Raw genomic sequence first — 18,669 nt, 5'->3', positions numbered from 1 at the left:
CCAGCATCGAAACCCCTCTCTCTCAGTCGCCGTTTCACCGCGACACCGACCGGACCGCCCCTGACCATGGGGCGTGCTTCCACCGACCCCGCTAGGCCCCGATAGCCACCTCCCTGCCTCGCCGCCATCCACGGCGAGCGGCGCCTCGCCTTGGCGCCGCCTCGTCGCCTGCATCACCGCCGCCTGCTTCCTGACAACGCAGACCGCCGCCGTGGCCGGCCCGCACGAGGAAGGTGTCGCCGCCGGCCAGGCCGCGAACCCAGTGGCCCGCGGCAACGTCACCACCCCGGGCGCCACCGCCGTGGTCCCGGGCTACACGACCACCCCTCCTGAGCGCAGCTACTACCGCCAGCCCAATCTCTCATCGCAGGGCAGCGCGAGGCTGTCTGCCTGTACTTTGACCCCGAGCGACCCGCTCTGCCAGGCGCAGCGCGGCGCCTTCTCCTCGGCCAACACACCGCGCCCGACGATCGGTGTCGATGACCCTGCCGTTGCCTCCGCGCGCGCAATCGGCCGCACGCCATCGGCCGAGCTGGGCAGCCTGGCCGCCTACTACAGCGGGTGCACCACCACGGTCACCCCGGTGCCCGCCGGCATGCAGCCACGCAGCTGCCTGCGCTACGTCGGCGTCGGCAACTACAGCTGCAGCCGAAGCCTGACCGTCAGCACGACGTGGACTACCAGCTGCGGCCCGGGCGACTGGTTCGCCCACGCCGCCTCCGGCCGCACGGGTCTGGACGTGCAGTGCCTGCCTGACCGCTCCGTCACCGCGCAGCACTTCCGCGTCACCCAGGACGGCAATCCGTTCAGCTTCTTCGACGTGGACATGACGACGCCGGTCGTCTTCCCACAGATCGTGTCGGTTCTCGACACCACCTACTCGATGATCGACGGCCAGCCCATCCGCACGGCCGTCTGGGTGGCCGACAAGAGCTGCAGCGGATCGACCTGCAGCCTGACTGCGATGGTGGCCCCGGAGCGTGCCGAGGTCTGCACCGGTGGCGGCGACTCCGGCTACAGCTGCACCAGCGTCGAGCCCTTCCTCAAGGTCTACGCCGCCTGCCGCGCCGGCACGCAGAGCGGCGACAACATCCAGGACACCGTCTGCCAGGGCGACAGCGGCTGCACCACCTCCGCGCTGGACGGCACCAGGTGCTACGCGCCCGCTCCCGGCTGGACGCCCTACGCCGGCATCGACATCACGGGCACCGTGGCCGGTACCTACTGGAACATCGACGCCGACCGGGCCGTGATCGGCTGGGCGCCCAACCCCGCCTTCGGCCCGATTCCGACGATGCGGCTGTCCTATACGCGGCCAGCCACCACCGTCACCGAGACCGACCGCTGGGACGACCAGTGCCCGACCCTGGACGCCGGTGGTCGCTGCACCACGACCTCGCCCGCCGTCTGCACCGATGGCCCGGCGACCAAGGTCGTCGACGGCGTGGCCGTCACCCGCGACTGCTGGGAGTACCGGAGCACCATGTCGTGCAGCGGTGGCGCATCGGCCGACCAGTGCGCACCGCTGGTGGCAACAGGCTGCACGCCGCAGTCGTCGACCTGCCGGCAGACCAACGCCGTCACCGGCGTGTGCGAGGTGTTCGAGGACGGCTACAGCTGCCCCGTGCCCGCCCAGACCGTCACCACCAGCAGCAACTGCCCGACCAACGTCTTCTGCCTGAGCGGCAACTGCTTCGACATCGGCGCGCCGAACGACCCCGACTTCGCGCGCAGCATGTCGATGCTCGAGGCCGGGCGCGAGGCGGGCATCTACCTGGACGCCGACCGCATGCAGGTCTTCAAGGGCGAGGAGAACCGCTGCCGCGACCGCCTGCTGAAGAACTGCTGCTACGCCGACGGCGCCGGCGCCGGCATGACGAACCAGAGCATCTTCGGAGGTGGCTCGCGCCTTGTGTTCGACGTGCTGATGAACTCGCAGAACCAGCAGTTCATCTACCAGGGCATCTCGGCGCTGCTGATGGGCGGCGGCTTCAGCGGCACGTTCACGACCTACGGCGTGACGGTGGCGGTCAACGGCGCCGCCCTGCCCGCCGGATCGGTGGCCGTGTATGCCGGGGACAGCCTGGTCGTGGCCTTCGACCCGTGGACGCTGGCCATCGCGGTGATCATCTACATCGTCCTCTCGATGATGTCCTGCAACGAGGACGAGGGGAAGCTGGCGATGAAGGAAGGCGCCAGGCTGTGCCACACGATCGGCACCTGGTGCTCATCGTGCTTCCGGGTCCTGGGCGTGTGCGTGTCCTGCGTCGAGCACACCACCTCGAAGTGCTGCTTCAACTCGATGCTGGCGCGCATCGTCAATGAACAGGGCCGCGCGCAGATCGGCAAGGGCTGGGGCGGCGCGCAGAACGCCGACTGCTCCGGCTTCACCGTCGCGCAGCTGCAGACCCTCAACTTCGCGGCGATGGACCTGACGGAGTTCTATGCGTCGCTGGTACCGACCCTGCCGAACGTCAACGCGCTGCAGGCCGGCAGCGCCAGCCGCGTGCCCACCTGCTACTACGGCCAGGGGAAGTGCCAATGAAGGCCATCACCGTTCTGGTCGGCGCCGCATGCGCCTTGATCGCCAGCACTTCCACGGCTCAGGAACGACTGCCCGTCCGCGATGCCAAGCAGCTGATGCTGTCGGCCCTGGACGCGCCCGACGGCAAGGCCCACGGGGTCCTGGTTGGCGAGGTCGCCGAGGCGATCTCGAAGCGCTTCAACGCCACGACGCCGATCTACATCGACGTCAGCACCGAGAAGCGTTACGCCCAGCCAGGCTGCAGTCGCCTCAACGTGCGCTTCTGGCAAGACGGCGTGCAGCTGCCCAACTACGGCGCTGGCGGCGTGCAGGCACCCCGGCGGCAGACCATCGACTTCGGCATCAACTACTGCCGCGACGGCCAGCCGCCGCGGTCGCCCGTCTTGATGGACATGAGGCGGCGCCCATGACGCTGCGCCGCCCTGCCTCGCGCCAAGCTCGGCTCGCACTCTGCCTCGTTGTCACGCTCGGCAGCGGGACGATCGTCCTTGCGCTGCCGCAGGACTCCGGACGGCCGTACTGGTCCGACAACTGGCGCGGATGGCACTTCTACGAGGAGCCGGAGGTCCCGCCGCCCGAACCACCGGCTTCCGCACCGCGGCAGGCCGCACCGGCATCGAGCGCCGCCACTGCACCCCGGCGTTTGCCCGCAAAGCCCCCCGAGATCGTCGAGTTCGAGCGCCTGCAGAAGGCCCTCGAGGAGCGCCGGCACATCGCCATCATGCGGCCGACCGAAGCCAACGTACGCCGCTACATGGAGCTGGAGGCCCAGGTGGTGTCGCGCGCATCCACCTTCGCCGACGTGGCGCAGCGCATCGCATGGGCCAGCCCCGAGCTCGACCCCACGCTCCAGGGACGCCCGGTGAACGCGAAGGCTCTGGAGGTGTTCGACCAGCTTCAGACGGCCCGGCGCAGCCAGTCCATCAGCGCCCTGGGCCGCGACCATGTCCTGTTCTTCTTCTTTCGCAGCGACTGCCCCTACTGCCATGCCTTCGCGCCGACACTCGAGGCCTTCCAGGCCCGGCACGGCATCAAGGTGGTCGCGATCAGCGTCGACGGTGGCCCGATCCCCGGCTTCGCGGACGCCCGGCGGGACAACGGGATCGCCACCACGCTGCGGGTGAGCCAGGTTCCCGCCGTCTACCTCGCCCAGCCCTTCACCGGAAAGATCACCCCGATCGGCTTCGGCGTGCTGTCCGAGTCGCAACTGGTGGAACGCATCTCGATGGTCACGGCCTCACCCGACAGCGCCGCCACACCGTTCCTCGGCGCGACGGGCGGCCTGCAGGCCCATGCCCGCTTGACCCACCAGCGCTGAGGCGGTGAGCCCGCACCGGCGCAGACAGAAGTCCAAAGGAGCCCCCGATGAAGCGTACCGACGCCGATCGATCCCTGCACCGCGCTGTGGTGGTCGCCCTGTGCTGCTCCGCCCTCGCCGTAGGCCCAGCGCCACTCCGGGCCGGCGACCTGAACACCGAGGTCAACAATATGTTCAACAGCCTGGGCGCCATCGGCAACTACACCGCACCGGGGGCGTTCCGCGGCCAGACCTTCAACACCTACACCGGGGGCAGCCTGTTCATGCGGGCGCCGAACAAGGTCTACCAGCTCGCGGCGATCCAGTTTCCGAGCGCCCGCGCCGGCTGCGGCGGCATCGACGTCTTCGGCGGCTCCTTCTCTCACATCTCGGCGGCCGAGTTCAAGAACATGCTGCGCAACATCACGGCCGCGCTGCCGGGCATCGCCTTCCAGCTGGCGCTGGAGTCGGTCTCGCCGCTGCTGGGCGGGCTGACCAAGTGGGCCAAGGGCCTGGAGACCTGGATCAACAACGCGCGCATCAACTCCTGCGAGACCGCAAAGGCCATCGTCAGCACGGCCGCCGAGGCGGCGGGCTTCAGCTCGCAGGAGGCCTGTTCCGATCTGGCGATCGAGATGGGCCTGGAGACCGATCGGGATGCCGCGCGCCGCCGCTGCGCGACCGACCGCCCCAGCATCCTTGCCTCGGCCCGATCCTCAGGGGACGCCAACATCCGCAACAAGGCGCCCTTCGTCGGCAATCTGACCTGGAAGGCGCTGCAGCGCACCGGCACCTACCTCGACGACCAGGAGCGCGAGCTCATCATGAGCATCGTCGGCACGGTGATCTTCTACGCCGAGGATGCCGCGCGCGACCCCGAACCCGTGGCGCCGACGATCACCTCGATCAGCCAGCTGCTGTACGGCCAGGCAGCGGGCACCGGCACCAACGTGACGCAGCACCTGCTCCGGTGCAACAACTACACCGACTGCGACGTGGTGACGCTGAACACCAGCTACACCCACACGCCCTTCACCGCTCGTGTCGAGACCATGATGCGCTCGATCGCCGACAAGATCGCCACGCGCACGGCGATCCCGAACAACTCGGCCGAGGTCGGCTTCGTCAACCAGACCACTGAGCCGGTCTACAAGATGCTCTCGATCGGCGCGACGATCCCCGGCTCGGGGCTGTCCGACAGCCTGATCGCGCAGTACCGCGACGTGATCGCGGCCGACTACGCCTACGTCTTCCTGGAGCGGAACCTGCGCGTGGGCATCGCAGCCCTCGACAAGGACTACACCCTGCAGCAGACCCAGCGGGATCGCGCCAACCTGGTGAGGCAGCGGGCCCAGGCCATGCTGCTGCAGTTGTCGCAGGAGAAGAACCTGCTGTACCAGAAGGTCGGCTCGTTCCGGGCGGTATCCAGTCACCTGGAGCAGCTCGAGCGCCAGCTGCGTTCGAGCATGCCCCAGCACGTGATGGACATGCTGGGCCAGCAGGCGGCCTTCCAGGCCCGCTGACACGGCGGTCGGCAGGGCCGTCTTCCGCGGGCACCGCTCCAGCAACCTGGATGCGGACCAGTCCCCAGGAGCGACGCATGTGGGAGATATATGCCTACCAGAACGCCGACAGTCTGTTCGGCATCTTCAACGCCGCGGCAGCCATCCACGGCTCCGGCGACTACATGGCGGCGGTCGCCGCGGTGGCCTTCTGCGGGTTCATCGCGGCGCTGGTGGCCTACGCCTTCGCGCCCGAGAAGCTGCAGGGGTGGAAGTGGCTGGCCACCGTGCTGCTGGTGTTCTCCGTCCTCATCGTGCCGCGGGTGACTGTGGGCGTCGTCGACAAGACCGGCGGATCCGCCGTGAAGGTTGTGGCCAACGTCCCGTTCGGCGTGGCCTTCCTCGGCAGCGTCACCAGCACGGTCGGGCACACGCTCACTGGCCTGTTCGAGACGGCCTTCCAGGTCATCCCGGGTGTCGGCGCCCTGCCGAGCGAACTGAGTTACGAGAAGAACGGCCTGATGTTCGGCAACCGCCTAATCCGGGAGACCGGATGCGTCGCCTTCCAGGATCCGAACTTCCGCACGGACCTGGTCAACTTCATCCACAACTGCACGATGTACGACCTGATCGACGGCACGGTCGATCCGGGCACGTTCTCGAGTTCGGACGACGTGTGGGCGTTGATGGCATCGCCCAACCCGGCACGCTTCACGACCCTGACCAGCGCCGGCGGCTCGATCACCGTCGACACCTGCCCGAACGCCTACACGAACCTCAACGGCCGGCTGCCGGCACAGCTGACCCGCATCCAGGGCAAGCTCGCCTTCCAGCTGAATCCGACGCTGCCGGCTGCGGCCGCCAATGCCGTCATCGCCGGGCAAATCCAGCAGGCCTACCTGAAGAACAGCATCGCGACCGCGGCCGCGACGGCGGCCGACCTGATCCGCCAGAACGCGGTGCTGAATGCGATCAACGACACCAGCAGCATCATCGGTCAGAAGGTGAACGACCCGGCTGCCATGGTGCTGGCCGTCGGGCGGGCGCAGTCCGTGGCGCAGCAGAACGCGGCCTGGCTGAACGCAGGCAAGGTGGCCGAGCAGGCGCTGCCGGTGTTCCGCAACGTGATCGAGGCCATCACCTACGCGCTGTTCCCTCTCCTCGTACTGCTGATGCTGCTGACCAGCGGGCGCGAGACCATGCTGGCCTTCAAGGGCTACGCCGCGGTGCTGATCTGGATCCAGCTCTGGCCGCCGCTGTATGCAGTGCTCAACTACATGGCATCGATCTACGCCGCCTACGACCTGGCGGCTGCGGCCGACCTGGGCAGCGGCGCCAAGGCCCTGTCGCTGCAGACTGCATCGACGATCTACTCGCGGGCGATCTCCGGCGAGGCCGTGGTCGGCTACCTCGCCATCAGCATCCCGTTCATCGCCTGGGCGGCACTCAAGCGGATGGAGACCTTCGGCACCGCGCTGGTGGGCGGTCTCTCGGGCCTGCAGTCGATGGTGGCCGGCGCCACGGCAGGTGCCGCCGCGGGCAATCTGAGCATGGGCAATGTCTCGATGGACCAGATCCGGCTCGCGCCGAACCGGACGTCCGCGTTCATGAGCAACTGGCAGAACGACATCAGCGGCAACACCTTCTCGTCGAATATGCTGACCGGCCGGACCGCCGTGAGCCTGCTGCGCAACCAGGGCTACGCGTCGCGGGTCGTATCGATGCGCGTGAGCGAGCAGGACGTGCAGGACGCCAGCCGCCAGGTCGACGCGGCCCGCAGCGAGGCAGTCGCTGCCAGCACCGAACGTTCGGCGGTGCTGTCCGAGGCATTCACCAAGGGATTGGCAAAGCTGAAGTCGTCGCGAAGCAGCACAGGGTCGACATCCAGCAGCTTCGAGCAGTTGGGGCAGACGCTGAACCGGTTGGACCAGATCACGAGGAGCGTCGCCGACAGCACGGGGATGAGCCAGTCGCAAGTCGCACGAATCGCTTTCGGTGCCGCTGGTCATCTCGGTGTCTCCACACCAGTTGCCGGCGCTCGAGCAACTGCCAACGCGGAGAAGGGATACCTGGCGGGGCTTTCGGCAGACCAGCAGAGGGTACTGGGCGCCTTGACCTCGGAGCAGTTGGCCGAGTTCAAGCAGTTCGGCGACCGAGTGTCCCGCGACTCGAGCTTCGCGTCGGTTGTCGCATCTGACGCCCGCGAGGCACGTGAACTGTCTTCACGCTTGAACTCAAGCTCTACCCGGAGTTCGCGCGCCGAGGCCGGTCTCTCAGATCGGAGCGCCTATGCGGAGCGCGTGAGCGCAGCCTATGAACGGGGTGAGGTGATCGCGCTCGACATTGCCCAGGACCCGCACAACCTCGCCATGTTCACACGGTACGCCGAGCAGTACGGTGGCACGAGTGCCGCCGCCCGTGCACTGATGGAGGCCGAGCTTGCCAGGCAGTCACTTGGACCGAACCGGACCCTCTCTGACGGTACTGCCGTGCCGCTGTCATTTGAGTCCCTCAGGACCCAACATGCGCGGCAGGCCAATCAGCTGGCCGAGGGCCCAGATATCGAGAGCGTGAAACGCGCTGGCGATGCTGCAGTCGCTCGCCAGCCCGGTCTGCCAGCTGGCGCTGTACCTCCACCGATCGTGCCCGGCACAGTCCGTGACGCAGTTTCACGGCGCGGCCAAGCGATCCGCGAAGGCGTTCAGCAACAGAACGGCGCATTGAGCTCGGCTGTCAACGCGGTGCGAAGCGAGGATGGGACCTTGGTCGCAGGCCAATCACTGCTCAAGCGCGCCGCCAAGCAAGTAGCTGCGGATGCCAAGGAGTCCGCCGAGGGCGCTGCCGACGCAGTGAAGGACCTGCTGAAGCGAAGGTAGTCAGGCCAGCCGGTCCGGATCGTGGATGTGCTGATCCGGCGGCGGAGATTGTGGCTTCATGAGCGGCGGGTGGCCCCTGTCCCGCCAGTAGTTGGCTGCGATGTCGGCCGTAGACGTTCCCATCCCAGGAACGTCGTGACCAGTATCGACATGGTTTCGGGTCTCTCGCTCCTTACGCCGGAACAGCGGGCCACCTATTGCGATCCCAAACAGTGCAGCAACGCCTGCCAGCACGACCTGCGTTCCCACTCCGCTGTCAGCCCCAGACGTCCAGCCGACTGCTGCAAACGCAGCAACGACCAACAAGAGAAGGAGGCGTCTCATGGTCTCCTCACAAACGTCAATTGCAGGACGCACAGTGTGAACTACGTGATCGCGAGAAGCGGCTACAGGCTGTTCCAGGACCAAAACCGCTACGCAGCCGACGCAGGCGCCTTCACACAGGTGGCGCGACCTTCTGTTCGATACATCTCGTCTGCAGTCCGATCCTTCTCGCGAGGTCTGCCTAGTGGCTTGGTCTTGAGTTCGTCCAAATAGTCCGCCCAAGCCTTCATCATGTCGCGCCGCTGTTCGATGAACTCTGCCCTGTCGTAGGCAGCGCCCAGCGGGCCGGACTTCCCATGTGCCAGCTGGGCCTCGATCACGTCCGGCGCCACGTTGAGCCGCTCCACCATCACGGTACGGGCCATCGCCCGGAATCCATGGGGAGTCATCGTCTCGTTGTCGAAGCCTAGCCGGCGCAGGGCAACGCGGACCGTGTTCTCGCTCATCGGCCGCTTGGCACTGATCAGGGACGGAAACACGTATCGCCCTCGGCCGGTCAGCGGCATCAGGTCCTTCAGAGCGTCCACAGCCTGGGTGGCGAGCGGAACCAGGTGCGGCCTTCCGTTGATCTTCTCCCGCTTTGTCCGCTTCATCTTGGCGGAGGGTATCGCCCACATCCTTGCATCGAGATCCAGCTCGGCCCACTCCATCTGCCGGATGTTCCCTGGCCGCTGGAAGAGCAGCGCCGAGAGAAGCAGTGCCGCCCGGGTGACGGGGTGACCATGGTAGCCGTCGATCGCGCGCATCAAGTCGCCGACCTGATCCGGTTCGACGATCGCCGAGACGTGTCTGGTCAGCACCGGCTTCAGTGCGCCGCGCAGATCCGAAGCAGGGCTGCGCTCACAACGTCCGGTGGCAACGCCGTATCGAAACACCTGCCCGCAGGCTTCCAGCAGAGAGTGAGGCAGTTCGCGCGTGCCACGTGCCTCGACGCGCCGCAGCGTCTGCAGCAGCATCGGTGCGCCGATCTGGGACAGCGGAAGCTTGCCCAGCCAGGGGAAGATGTCCTTCTCGAGGCGCTCCATCCAGCGCTTGGCGTAGTGATCGCTCCAGCCGACCTTCTTGGTCGTGTGGAACTCGCGCGCGGTCACCTCGAAGCTGGCGTTGGCGTCGAACCGGGAACTGAGGCGCTCCACCTGCCGCGTGAGCACCGGATCTGCACCCGACTGATGTTGCTTGCGCGCATCATCACGTGCGACCCTGGCCTCCTTCAGACCCAGATCTGGATAGCCCCCGAGGGCAAGGCGCTTCTCCTTCCCGTCGAAGCGGTACTTCCAGAACCAGCGCTTGGACCCAGAGGGCGAGACCTCCAGGTACAGACCACCGGAATCGGCCAGGCGCACGCGGGGCCTACCCGCGTCGCAACTCGCGTTCTTGCACTGCTTGTCGGTGAGCATGGGGGAACAAAACGTCAAATGGCTGCGAACACGCCATTTGTTCCCCCAGATGTTCCCCCAACTTCGCTGCGCTGCCGTGGGACGGCAGGAGCCTTCCTGACTCAAGCGACTGTCTAAGTCGTTGATTTAGCGGGAAGTTCGGTCCGGCATGGGACCTGATGAAACGCTGGGATGGGGTGGCTGATGGGACTCGAACCCACGACGACCAGAATCACAATCTGGGACTCTACCAACTGAGCTACAGCCACCACTGCAGAGCCACGCATTATAGCCCTGAAATCAGGGCATCTGCCGCGTGGCGTCGCTCAACTCATTTGGCCGCCGAGGCGGCCGCGGACGGCGTCTCCACGATGCGGGTCTTGAAGCGGCGCTTCAGGGCCTCGTAGTAGGCCAGGGTCTCGGCCTCGGCCAGGGCCTGGGCCACGAAGGGCTGGGCGCGTGGGACATCGGGGTCATTGGCGCCACGGTCCACCACCTTGAGCACCTGCACCACGGCAAAGCCCTGCTCGCCCAGGTCCACGCCCACCACGGTGGCGCCCTTGCTGAGGTCGGCGCGCAGCGCGGCCTCGACCACCTGCCGAGGCTGACCCGCCGGCTGGGTGCGCGACACCGCCACCGCCGCGCCCTGCGGCTCGCCCGCCTTGGCCTTCAGCGCCTCGACGCGGGCCTGGCCATCCTTGCGGGCCGCGGCGGCGGCCTGCCCGGTGCGCACGCGCTGCAGCACCCGGTCCTTGACCGCGTCCAGCGGCAGCAGCACCTCGGGCTGGTGCTTGACGATGCGGGCCGAGACCAGCTGGTTCGGGCCCGTCTCGATCGCCTCGGTGTTGCGCTTGTTGTTCAGCACCTCGTTGCCGAAGATCGCCGCCAGCAGCTTGGGCGAAGCCAGCGGACCGCTGGCCCCCGGCGCCGCCTCGCGGCCCACCACGCCGGTGGACAGCGTCAGCCGCAGCTTGTCGACGACCGGCTGCAGGCTGTCGGACTGTTCGTAGACCAGGTTGCCGAACTGTTCGGCCGCCTCGGCAAACTTCTTCTGCGCCATCTGGCGGCCGACCTCATCGACGATCTCGGCGCGCACCGCCTCGAACGGCTTCTTGGTGCCGCCGCGCACGCCGGTCAGCTTGATGATGTGGTAGCCGAACTCGGTCTCCACCGGGCCGACGATCTCGCCGTCCTTCATCGAGAACACCGCGTCCTCGAAGGGCTTGGTCATCGCGCCCTTGCCGAAGAACTCCAGGTCGCCGCCCTGGGCGGCCGAGCCCGGGTCGTCCGAGTTCTTCTTCGCCAGCTCGGCGAAGCCGCCCGGGTTCTTGCGCGCCTGCTCCAGCAGCGACTGCGCCTTGGCCTTGGCCTTTTCGCGGTCGGCCGCCGGCGCGTCCTTGGGGGCGTTGACCAGGATGTGGCTGGCCCGGCGCTCCTCGGCCGCGGTGTAGCGGCTGGCGTTTTCCTCGTAGTACTTCCTGAGGTCGTCGTCGCTGAGGCTGAGCTGCTTCTTCAGCATGTCCAGGTCCAGCACCACGTACTCGATCTGCGCGCTCTCGGGGGTCTTGTAGAAGGCCGGGTGGGCCTTGTAGTAGGCCTCGGTGTCGGCGTCAGTGGGCTGGACCTTGGACAGGTAGTCCTTGGCGTCGAGCTTCTGCACCGCAATCTCGCGCCGCTCCAGCAGGGCTGCCACGCCAGCCTGGCTGACCGCGGTGGAGGCGAAGCTGCTGTCACCCACCCCGCCCAGCACCTGGCGCAGCATGTAGTCCTGGCGCAGCCGCTCGGCGAAGACCTCGGAGCTCATGCCCTGCGCCGCCAGCATCTCGGCGTTGACGCTGCCGTCGGGGCGGCGCAGCGAGGCGTACTGCGGGTCGCTGGCGAACAGGCGCTTGAGGCGCTCGTCGGAGATCAGCAGCCGGTCCTTGGTAGAGGCCACCGCCAGCACGCGCTGCTGCACCAGACCCTCCAGCGAGCGCTTGCGCATCTCGGGCGTGTCGAGCAGCTTCACGTCGACGCCGGGCATCTGCTGGGTCATGCGCTCGATCTGCTGCTTGTGGGCAGCGTCGAATTCGCCCGACTTGATCGCCGCGCCATTGACCTCGGCCACGGTCTTGTTGCTGCCGTCGACAAAGCTGGAGTAGCCCTGGACACCGAAGAAGATGAACGACGGGAAGATCAGCAGCACCAGCAGGAACTGCAGCAGTCGGGTGTGCGTGCGGACGAAATCGAACATGAATGACCTTGCAAGAGGAGAGCGCGCGGCGCGCGGCGCTTGAAACGACAAAGGCGAACCGGAGTTCGCCTTGTGATCGGGTCCAGCGCGAGTCGCGCGCGATTCTAGCCAAGTGTCTAGCCAGGTCGCCGGAGGTCCCGGTGGTGGTGGGTGCTGACGGGCTCGAACCGCCGACCTACGCCTTGTAAGGGCGCCGCTCTACCAACTGAGCTAAGCACCCGGCATTCAGCCGATCAGAGCGCGTCCTTCAGGGCCTTGCCCGGACGGAACTTCGGCACCTTGGCGGCCTTGATCTTGATGGCGGCGCCGGTGCGCGGGTTGCGGCCGGTGCGGGCGGCGCGCTTGGTCACGGCGAAGGTGCCAAAACCGACGATCGACACGGTGCCACCCTTCTTCAGCGTCGTCTTGACGCCGCCGATGAGCGCGTCCAGCGCGCGGCCGGCAGCGGCCTTGGAGATGTCGGCCTTGGTGGCGATGTGGTCGATCAGTTCAGACTTGTTCACGAAGAAGCCCCCTCTTGTAAGGACAGTAGTAAGGTCAGTGAGCGTGGGTGGATTTCGGCGCCGCTTCTGACGGCGGAAAAACGATTACAGCCGTGGCGCTGAGCAGTGTCAAGCTTGAAAAATCATTCTAGTTGTTAATCGTTGGGGGGCCGGACGCGCCGCCGCAACGCCGCGTGATCAGGTGCTCAGCGCGAGCGTGTCACCAGGGCCACGCCGGCCACCGTCAGGCCGATGCCGGCCAGCACCCGCAGCCCCAGGGCCTCGCCGAACAGCGCCCAGGCCAGCACGGCCGTGCAGGGTGGCACCAGGTACATCAGGCTGGCCACCTGGGTGGCGGCACCGCGCTGGATCAGCAGGTACAGCAGCGAGCTGCCGCCCAGCGTGAGCGCCAGCACCGACCAGGCCATCGCGCCGACGAGCTCGCCGGTCCAGTCCATGGCCTGCGGCTCGAGCAGCGCCAGCGGCAGTGACACGGTCAGCGCCGCCGCCAGCTGGATCAGGTTGGCGGTGCGCACATCGCAGGGCTGCACATGGCGCTTCTGGTACAGCGTGCCCGCGGTGATGCTCAGCAGCGCCAGCACGGCCCAGGTCAGCGAAGGCCCGCTGGCCTCGCCCATCCCCAGGCGGTGCCACACCACCAGCGCCAGCCCGCCCAGCCCCAGCAGCAGACCCAGCCACTGCCGCGCCGACACCCGGTGCTCACTGCCGGTGGCCGACACCCACAGCGCGGTCAGCACCGGCTGCAGTCCCACGATCAGCGAGGCCGTGCCGGCGCCCAACCCCAGCTTGACCGCCGACCACACGCCACCCAGGTAGCCGCCATGCATCAGCACGCCAGTGACGGCCAGGTGCAGCCATTGCTGCCGCCCCTGCGGCCAGGCCGCACCGGCCCAGCGCACCCACAGCACAAAGGCTCCGCAGGACAGCGCGTAGCGCCACGACAGGAACGAGAAAGGGGGCGCATGCGGCATGCCGAATCGCGCCACCACGAAGCCGGTGCTCCAGATCAGCACGAACACGGCGGGCATGGCGCGCAGCCAGCGCGCCTGGGCGGCGGACACGGTCACCGTCAGCGCGCCTTGGCCCGGATCTCGGGCAGCGCCTTGCGCAGGTAGTAGACCATCGACCAGATGGTCAGCACGGCCGCGGCGATGATCAGCAGGCGGCCCCACAGGCGCGTGTCGACCAGGCCGAACAGCGGCGAGTCATACAGCAGGAAGGGGATGGCCACCATCTGCACCGTGGTCTTGAGCTTGCCCAGCATGTGCACCGCCACGCTGCGCGAGGCACCGATCTGCGCCATCCACTCGCGCAGCGAGGAGATGGCGATCTCGCGGCCGATGATGATCAGCGCAATCAGCACGTCCACCCGCTGCAGGTGCACCAGCACCAGCAGCGAGGCGCAGACCAGGAACTTGTCGGCCACCGGGTCCAGGAAGGCGCCGAAGGCCGAACTCTGGTTGAGCTTGCGGGCCAGCCAGCCGTCGAGCCAGTCGGTCAGCGCAAAGACCACGAACATCACGGTCGCGATCAGGTTGCGCGTCGGCTCGGCCAGCGGCAGGTAGAACACCCCGATGATCAGCGGGATGGCCACGATGCGCGCCCAGGTGAGCAGCGTGGGAATCGTCAGGAACATGCCGCGATTCTGCCTGTGCGCGCGGCGGTATGGCTCATTCGTCCAGGGTGCGCGGCTTGAAGCGCCGGTTGTCGTCGAACAGGAAGGCCTCGGAATAGCGCCAGGGCTTGGGCAGGCGGCGCATGTCGCCATAGGGCGCGGCACGCTTCATGGCGTCGATCGCCAGCTGCGTGGTGTCCTTGGCCTGCGAGGGGTAGCGCAGCACATTGATCTTCAGGACGCGGCCGTCGGCATCCAGTTCGGCCTCCAGCACCGGGATGGCCAGCAGCGGCTCGGGCGCGTCCTCCAGGTAGGTCATCGACGGGTTGGCCTCGACCAGCCGGCGCGCCGCCTGCAGCCGGAACTCGGCCGGGGTGCGGGCGGTGGGCGTGCTGGGCGCCGGAGCGGGCGCCGGACGGGTGCTGGGGGCCGGGGCGGGCGCCGGCGCCGGCATCGGCGTCTTGCAGCCCGACAGCCAGGCCGAGCCGCCCACGGCCGCCAGCAGCGCCCAGCCGCGCCAGGACGACCAGAAGGCGTAGCCGATCGGGTGGGGTTCAGTGAAGCGCACGGTAGATCTCCAATGCCAATTCTCGTGATATGCCTTCGACACCTTGCAGGTCCTCGACGCTGGCGGCGGCCACGCCGCGCACGCCCCCGAAGCGCTGCAGCAGTTTCGCGCGTTTCTTGGGGCCCACGCCGGCAATGTCTTCCAGCCGGCTGCCGCCGGTGCGCACGCTGGCGCGCTTGCTGCGCATGCCGGTGATCGCGAAACGATGCGCCTCGTCGCGGATCTGCGCCACCAGCATCAGCGCCGCCGAATCCGGCGGCAGTGACAACTTCTCGCGCCCGTCGGCAAACACCAACTCTTCCAGGCCGACCTTGCGGCCCTCGCCCTTCTCGACACCGACGATCAGGCCCAGGTCCAGACCCAGTTCGCTGAACACCTCGCGCGCCATGCTCACCTGCCCCTTGCCGCCGTCCACCAGCACGATGTCGGGCAGCCGGACCTTGGCGGTGGCGGGCGGCACGCCTTCAGCCGCCACCTGCTCGGCCAGCTTGGCGTAGCGGCGTGTCAGCACCTGGCGCATGGCCGCGTAGTCGTCGCCCGGGGTGATGCCGTCGATGTTGAAGCGCCGGTACTCGCCGTTCTGCATCTTGTGGTCCTGGAACACCACGCAGGATGCCTGGGTCGCCTCGCCGGCCGTGTGGCTGATGTCGAAACATTCGACACGGAACGTATCCGGGTCGTCGATCGCCAGGTCCAGCGCATCGATCAGCGCACGGGTGCGCTCACGCTGCGAACCCTCCTCGGCCAGCAGCCGCGCCAGCGCCAGGTCGGCGCCGGTCTGGGCCATCTCCAGCCAGATGCGTCGCTGCTCGCGGGGCTGGTGCTGGGCGCTGATCTTCACGCCGGTGGACTCGGCCAGCGTGGCCAGCAGGCCCTTGTCCACCGCGTGGCTGGTGACCAGCAGCGGCGGCGGCGTGCCCTGCAGGTAGTGCTGGGCGATGAAGGCGTCCAGCACCTGCTGCTCGGGGCTGCGCGTGTCCTCGTCGCCGCCGGCCAGCGCGGTGGCGTCCTCCACATGGGCGGGGAAGAAGGCGCGGTCGCCCAGGTGGCGGCCGCCACGCACCATCGCCAGGTTGACGCAGGCGCGACCGCCGGCCACCTTCACCGCCAGCACGTCCACCTCGCGGCCCGCCGAGGACTGGCTGCTCTCGTCCACCGCCTGCTGGTGCTGCACCTTGGCCAGTGCGCTCAGGCGGTTGCGGACCTCGGCGGCCTTTTCGTACTCCAGCGCGTCGGCAAAAGCCATCATCTGCGCCTGCAGGTCGGCCACCACCTGCTGCTCGTCGCCCAGCAGGAAGCGCTCCGTGTCGCGCACGTCGCGGGCGTAGTCCTCGGCCGAGACCAGGCCCACGCAGGGGCCCGAGCAGCGCCGGATCTGGTAGAGCAGGCAGGGCCGCGAGCGGTTGGCGAAGACGGTGTCCTCGCAGGTGCGCAGGCGGAAGACCTTCTGGATCAGCTGGATCGCCTCGCGCACCGCACCGGCACCCGGGTAGGGCCCGAAGTAGCGGTGCTTGCGGTCCACCGCGCCGCGGTAGTAGGCCACGCGCGGGAAGCCGCCGCCGGTGATCTTGACGTAGGGGTAGCTCTTGTCGTCGCGGAACAGGATGTTGAACTTGGGGTTCAACGCCTTGATCAGGTTGTTCTCCAGCAGCAGCGCCTCGGCCTCGGTGCGCACCACCGTGGTCTCCAGGCGGGCGATGCGCGCCACCATCAGGCCGATGCGGGTGCCGCCATGGTCCTTCTGGAAGTAGCTGGAGACGCGCTTCTTCAGGTCGCGCGCCTTGCCCACGTAGAGCACGTTGTCGCGCGCATCGAAGTAGCGGTAGACGCCGGGCAGGCCGGGCAGCGCAGCCACCTCGGCCAGCAGGCGCTCGCGGGCGGCCGCCGCCGCCTCGACCAGCGCCTGCTGGGCGCGGGCCTCGGCGGCCTCGCTGGCCGGGGCAGGAACGGGGGACGGCTCGGGGACTTCCATGCAGGCGCGCATTGTGCCCTTCGATAATGCCCACCATGGCTGCGCCGCTCTGGGACCTGTTCTGCCGCGTGATCGACAACCACGGCGACCTCGGCGTGTGCTGGCGTCTGGCCGTGGACCTGGCCGAACGGGGCCAGCGGGTGCGGCTGTGGGTGGACGATGCCGCCGCGCTGGCCTGGATGGCGCCGCAGGGCCACCCGGGCGTGCAGGTGCTGCGCTGGCAGGAGGACGCCTTGCCCACGCCGGGCGAGGTGGTGGTCGAGGCTTTCGGCTGCGACCCACCTCCGGCCTTCGTCGCCGCGATGCGCGCCGAGCAGCGCCCGCCGGTGTGGCTGAACCTGGAGTACCTCAGCGCCGAGCCCTATGTGGAGCGCAGCCACGGCCTGCGCTCGCCGGTGATGAGCGGCCCGGGCGCCGGCCTGGACAAGTGGTTCTTCTACCCCGGCTTCACGCCCGCCACCGGCGGCCTGCTGCGCGAGCCCGGCCGCATCGAGGCGCTGGACACCTGCGCGCGCGATGCCTGGCTGGCCGCCTGGGGCTTGCAGGCACGCCCCGGCGAGCGCCTGGTCAGCCTGTTCTGCTACGCCGGCGCGCCGGTCGACCGGCTGCTGGCGGCCCTGGCCGGCACCCCGACGCTGCTGCTCACCACCCCGGGTGCAGCCACCGCCGCGCTGCAGGGCCGTGCGCTTCCGCCGGGCCTGCGCAGCCTCGCCCTGCCCTGGCTGCCGCAGACCGCCTACGACCAGTTGCTGGCCGTGTGCGACCTGAACCTGGTGCGCGGCGAGGACAGCTTCGTGCGCGCCCAGTGGGCCGCGCGCCCGTTCCTGTGGCAGATCTATGTGCAGGACGACGGCGTGCACCAGGCCAAGCTGGAGGCCTTTCTCCAGCGCCTGCGGCAGGATCAGCCACCGGCATTGGCCGGTGCGGTGGCCCAGGCCTTCCGGGCCTGGAACGGCTTTGCCGCCGACGGGCTCGACCCGCTGCCGCCGCTGGCGGATTGGCAGGGGCTGACCCGGCGCTGGCGTTCCCGGCTCTTGACCCAGGTCGACCTGACAACGCAGCTCCTCGCCTTTGTCACCGAAAGGCGTTAAAATTCAAGGCTTTGCGAAAAACGGCTGGCTGGTCCTGCACCGGACAGCCTGGGGCGCAAGCCAGGTTTTTCGCGACCCACTCATTTCAATCAGGCCCCGGTCACCCCGCGGATACCCCGCGACGGCACGCTGAACAACGCCCCGGGCCCCCAGCTGGAACAGCACCATGAAACTCGCTCAGGAAATCCGCGCCGGCAACGTGATCATGCAGGGCAAGGACCCGATGGTCGTGCTGCGCACCGAATACAGCCGCGGCGGCCGTGGCGCCGCCACCGTGCGCATGAAGATGAAGAACCTGCTCAACGGCGCCGGCGCCGAAGTGGTCTTCAAGGCCGACGACAAGATGGAGCAGATCGTCCTGGACACCAAGGACTGCACCTACACCTACTTCGCCGACCCGATGTACGTCTTCATGGACGCCGAGTACAACCAGTTCGAGGTCGAGGCCGAGAACATGGGCGACGCGGTCAGCTACCTGGAAGACAACATGCCGGTGCAGGTCGTGTTCTATGACGGCAAGGCCATCTCGGTCGAAATGCCCACCACCGTCGTGCGCGAGATCGAGACCGAGCCGGCCGTCAAGGGCGACACCTCGGGCAAGGTCATGAAGCCCGCCCGCATCGTCGGCACCGGTTTCGAGATCGCCGTGCCGCTGTTCGTGGAAAACGGCGACAAGATCGAAATCGACACCCGCACCCACGAGTACCGCAAGCGCGCCTGACGCGGCGCAGCGCCCGGCGCGGTCCGGGCAGGCATCATGGGCACCT

The 18,669-nt window shown here is 68.1% G+C and carries 14 protein-coding genes and 2 tRNA genes; 7 read left to right on the top strand and 9 right to left on the bottom strand.

Annotation, left to right across the window (positions count from 1 at the left end):
• Positions 1-211: 211 nt before the first annotated feature.
• The 5 genes from traN (at position 212) to KAK03_RS18185 (ending at position 8,220) form a co-directional block, all read left to right on the top strand.
• A complete protein-coding gene (gene traN, locus KAK03_RS18205; RefSeq protein ID WP_310738654.1) occupies positions 212-2,545 on the top strand; it encodes a type-F conjugative transfer system mating-pair stabilization protein TraN in 2,334 nt (777 codons plus the stop codon).
• Positions 2,542-2,955 carry a hypothetical protein gene (locus KAK03_RS18200; protein WP_210855990.1) on the top strand — a complete coding sequence of 138 codons (414 nt, stop codon included), beginning with the start codon at positions 2,542-2,544 and terminating at the stop codon, positions 2,953-2,955. Before traN ends, KAK03_RS18200 begins: the two co-directional genes overlap by 4 nt.
• Positions 2,952-3,863 carry a conjugal transfer protein TraF gene (traF, locus tag KAK03_RS18195; protein WP_210855988.1) on the top strand — a complete coding sequence of 304 codons (912 nt, stop codon included), beginning with the start codon at positions 2,952-2,954 and terminating at the stop codon, positions 3,861-3,863. The genes KAK03_RS18200 and traF overlap by 4 nt, the downstream gene beginning before the upstream one ends.
• A gap of 47 nt (positions 3,864-3,910) precedes the next feature.
• Positions 3,911-5,365 carry a conjugal transfer protein TraH gene (locus KAK03_RS18190; protein ID WP_210855986.1) on the top strand — a complete coding sequence of 485 codons (1,455 nt, stop codon included), beginning with the start codon at positions 3,911-3,913 and terminating at the stop codon, positions 5,363-5,365.
• A 77-nt stretch (positions 5,366-5,442) separates the two neighbouring features.
• Positions 5,443-8,220 carry a conjugal transfer protein TraG N-terminal domain-containing protein gene (locus KAK03_RS18185; RefSeq protein ID WP_210855984.1) on the top strand — a complete coding sequence of 926 codons (2,778 nt, stop codon included), beginning with the start codon at positions 5,443-5,445 and terminating at the stop codon, positions 8,218-8,220.
• 413 nt (positions 8,221-8,633) lie between these two features.
• Here the strand turns inward: KAK03_RS18185 and KAK03_RS18180 are convergent, their stop codons facing one another.
• The 9 genes from KAK03_RS18180 to uvrC form a co-directional block, all read right to left on the bottom strand.
• Complete coding sequence (locus KAK03_RS18180) at positions 8,634-9,941, bottom strand: tyrosine-type recombinase/integrase (protein ID WP_210855982.1); 1,308 nt, start codon at positions 9,939-9,941, stop codon at positions 8,634-8,636.
• A gap of 172 nt (positions 9,942-10,113) precedes the next feature.
• Positions 10,114-10,189: transfer RNA gene (locus tag KAK03_RS18175), tRNA-His, on the bottom strand.
• Positions 10,190-10,251: 62 nt separating this feature from the next.
• Complete coding sequence (locus KAK03_RS18170; RefSeq protein WP_210855980.1) at positions 10,252-12,153, bottom strand: SurA N-terminal domain-containing protein; 1,902 nt, start codon at positions 12,151-12,153, stop codon at positions 10,252-10,254.
• Positions 12,154-12,297: 144 nt separating this feature from the next.
• Positions 12,298-12,373: transfer RNA gene (locus KAK03_RS18165), tRNA-Val, on the bottom strand.
• 13 nt (positions 12,374-12,386) lie between these two features.
• Positions 12,387-12,656, bottom strand: a complete 270-nt coding sequence (locus tag KAK03_RS18160) for an HU family DNA-binding protein (protein WP_210804105.1) — start codon at positions 12,654-12,656, stop codon at positions 12,387-12,389.
• A 185-nt stretch (positions 12,657-12,841) separates the two neighbouring features.
• Positions 12,842-13,723 carry a DMT family transporter gene (locus KAK03_RS18155; RefSeq protein ID WP_375140989.1) on the bottom strand — a complete coding sequence of 294 codons (882 nt, stop codon included), beginning with the start codon at positions 13,721-13,723 and terminating at the stop codon, positions 12,842-12,844.
• A 2-nt stretch (positions 13,724-13,725) separates the two neighbouring features.
• Positions 13,726-14,292: a CDP-diacylglycerol--glycerol-3-phosphate 3-phosphatidyltransferase gene (pgsA, locus tag KAK03_RS18150; protein WP_210855978.1), complete on the bottom strand. Its 567-nt coding sequence runs from the start codon at positions 14,290-14,292 to the stop codon at positions 13,726-13,728.
• Positions 14,293-14,326: 34 nt separating this feature from the next.
• On the bottom strand, positions 14,327-14,839 hold the full coding sequence (locus KAK03_RS18145; protein ID WP_310738653.1) for a hypothetical protein: 513 nt from the start codon (positions 14,837-14,839) through the stop codon (positions 14,327-14,329).
• Positions 14,826-16,811: an excinuclease ABC subunit UvrC gene (uvrC, locus tag KAK03_RS18140; protein WP_210855976.1), complete on the bottom strand. Its 1,986-nt coding sequence runs from the start codon at positions 16,809-16,811 to the stop codon at positions 14,826-14,828. The genes KAK03_RS18145 and uvrC overlap by 14 nt, the downstream gene beginning before the upstream one ends.
• A 35-nt stretch (positions 16,812-16,846) precedes the next feature.
• Here uvrC and earP point away from each other — a divergent pair, with 35 nt between their 5' ends.
• Together earP and efp are read left to right on the top strand one after the other, a co-directional pair.
• On the top strand, positions 16,847-17,902 hold the full coding sequence (earP, locus tag KAK03_RS18135) for an elongation factor P maturation arginine rhamnosyltransferase EarP (protein ID WP_210855974.1): 1,056 nt from the start codon (positions 16,847-16,849) through the stop codon (positions 17,900-17,902).
• A 166-nt stretch (positions 17,903-18,068) separates the two neighbouring features.
• Positions 18,069-18,623 carry an elongation factor P gene (gene efp / locus KAK03_RS18130; RefSeq protein WP_210804109.1) on the top strand — a complete coding sequence of 185 codons (555 nt, stop codon included), beginning with the start codon at positions 18,069-18,071 and terminating at the stop codon, positions 18,621-18,623.
• The last annotated feature ends 46 nt before the right edge of the window (positions 18,624-18,669 follow it).

It is taken from the genome of Ideonella alba, from assembly GCF_018069845.1.
Taxonomy (GTDB): Bacteria; Pseudomonadota; Gammaproteobacteria; order Burkholderiales; family Burkholderiaceae_C; genus Ideonella; species Ideonella alba.
This window is presented reverse-complemented; position numbering and strand designations above follow the sequence as displayed.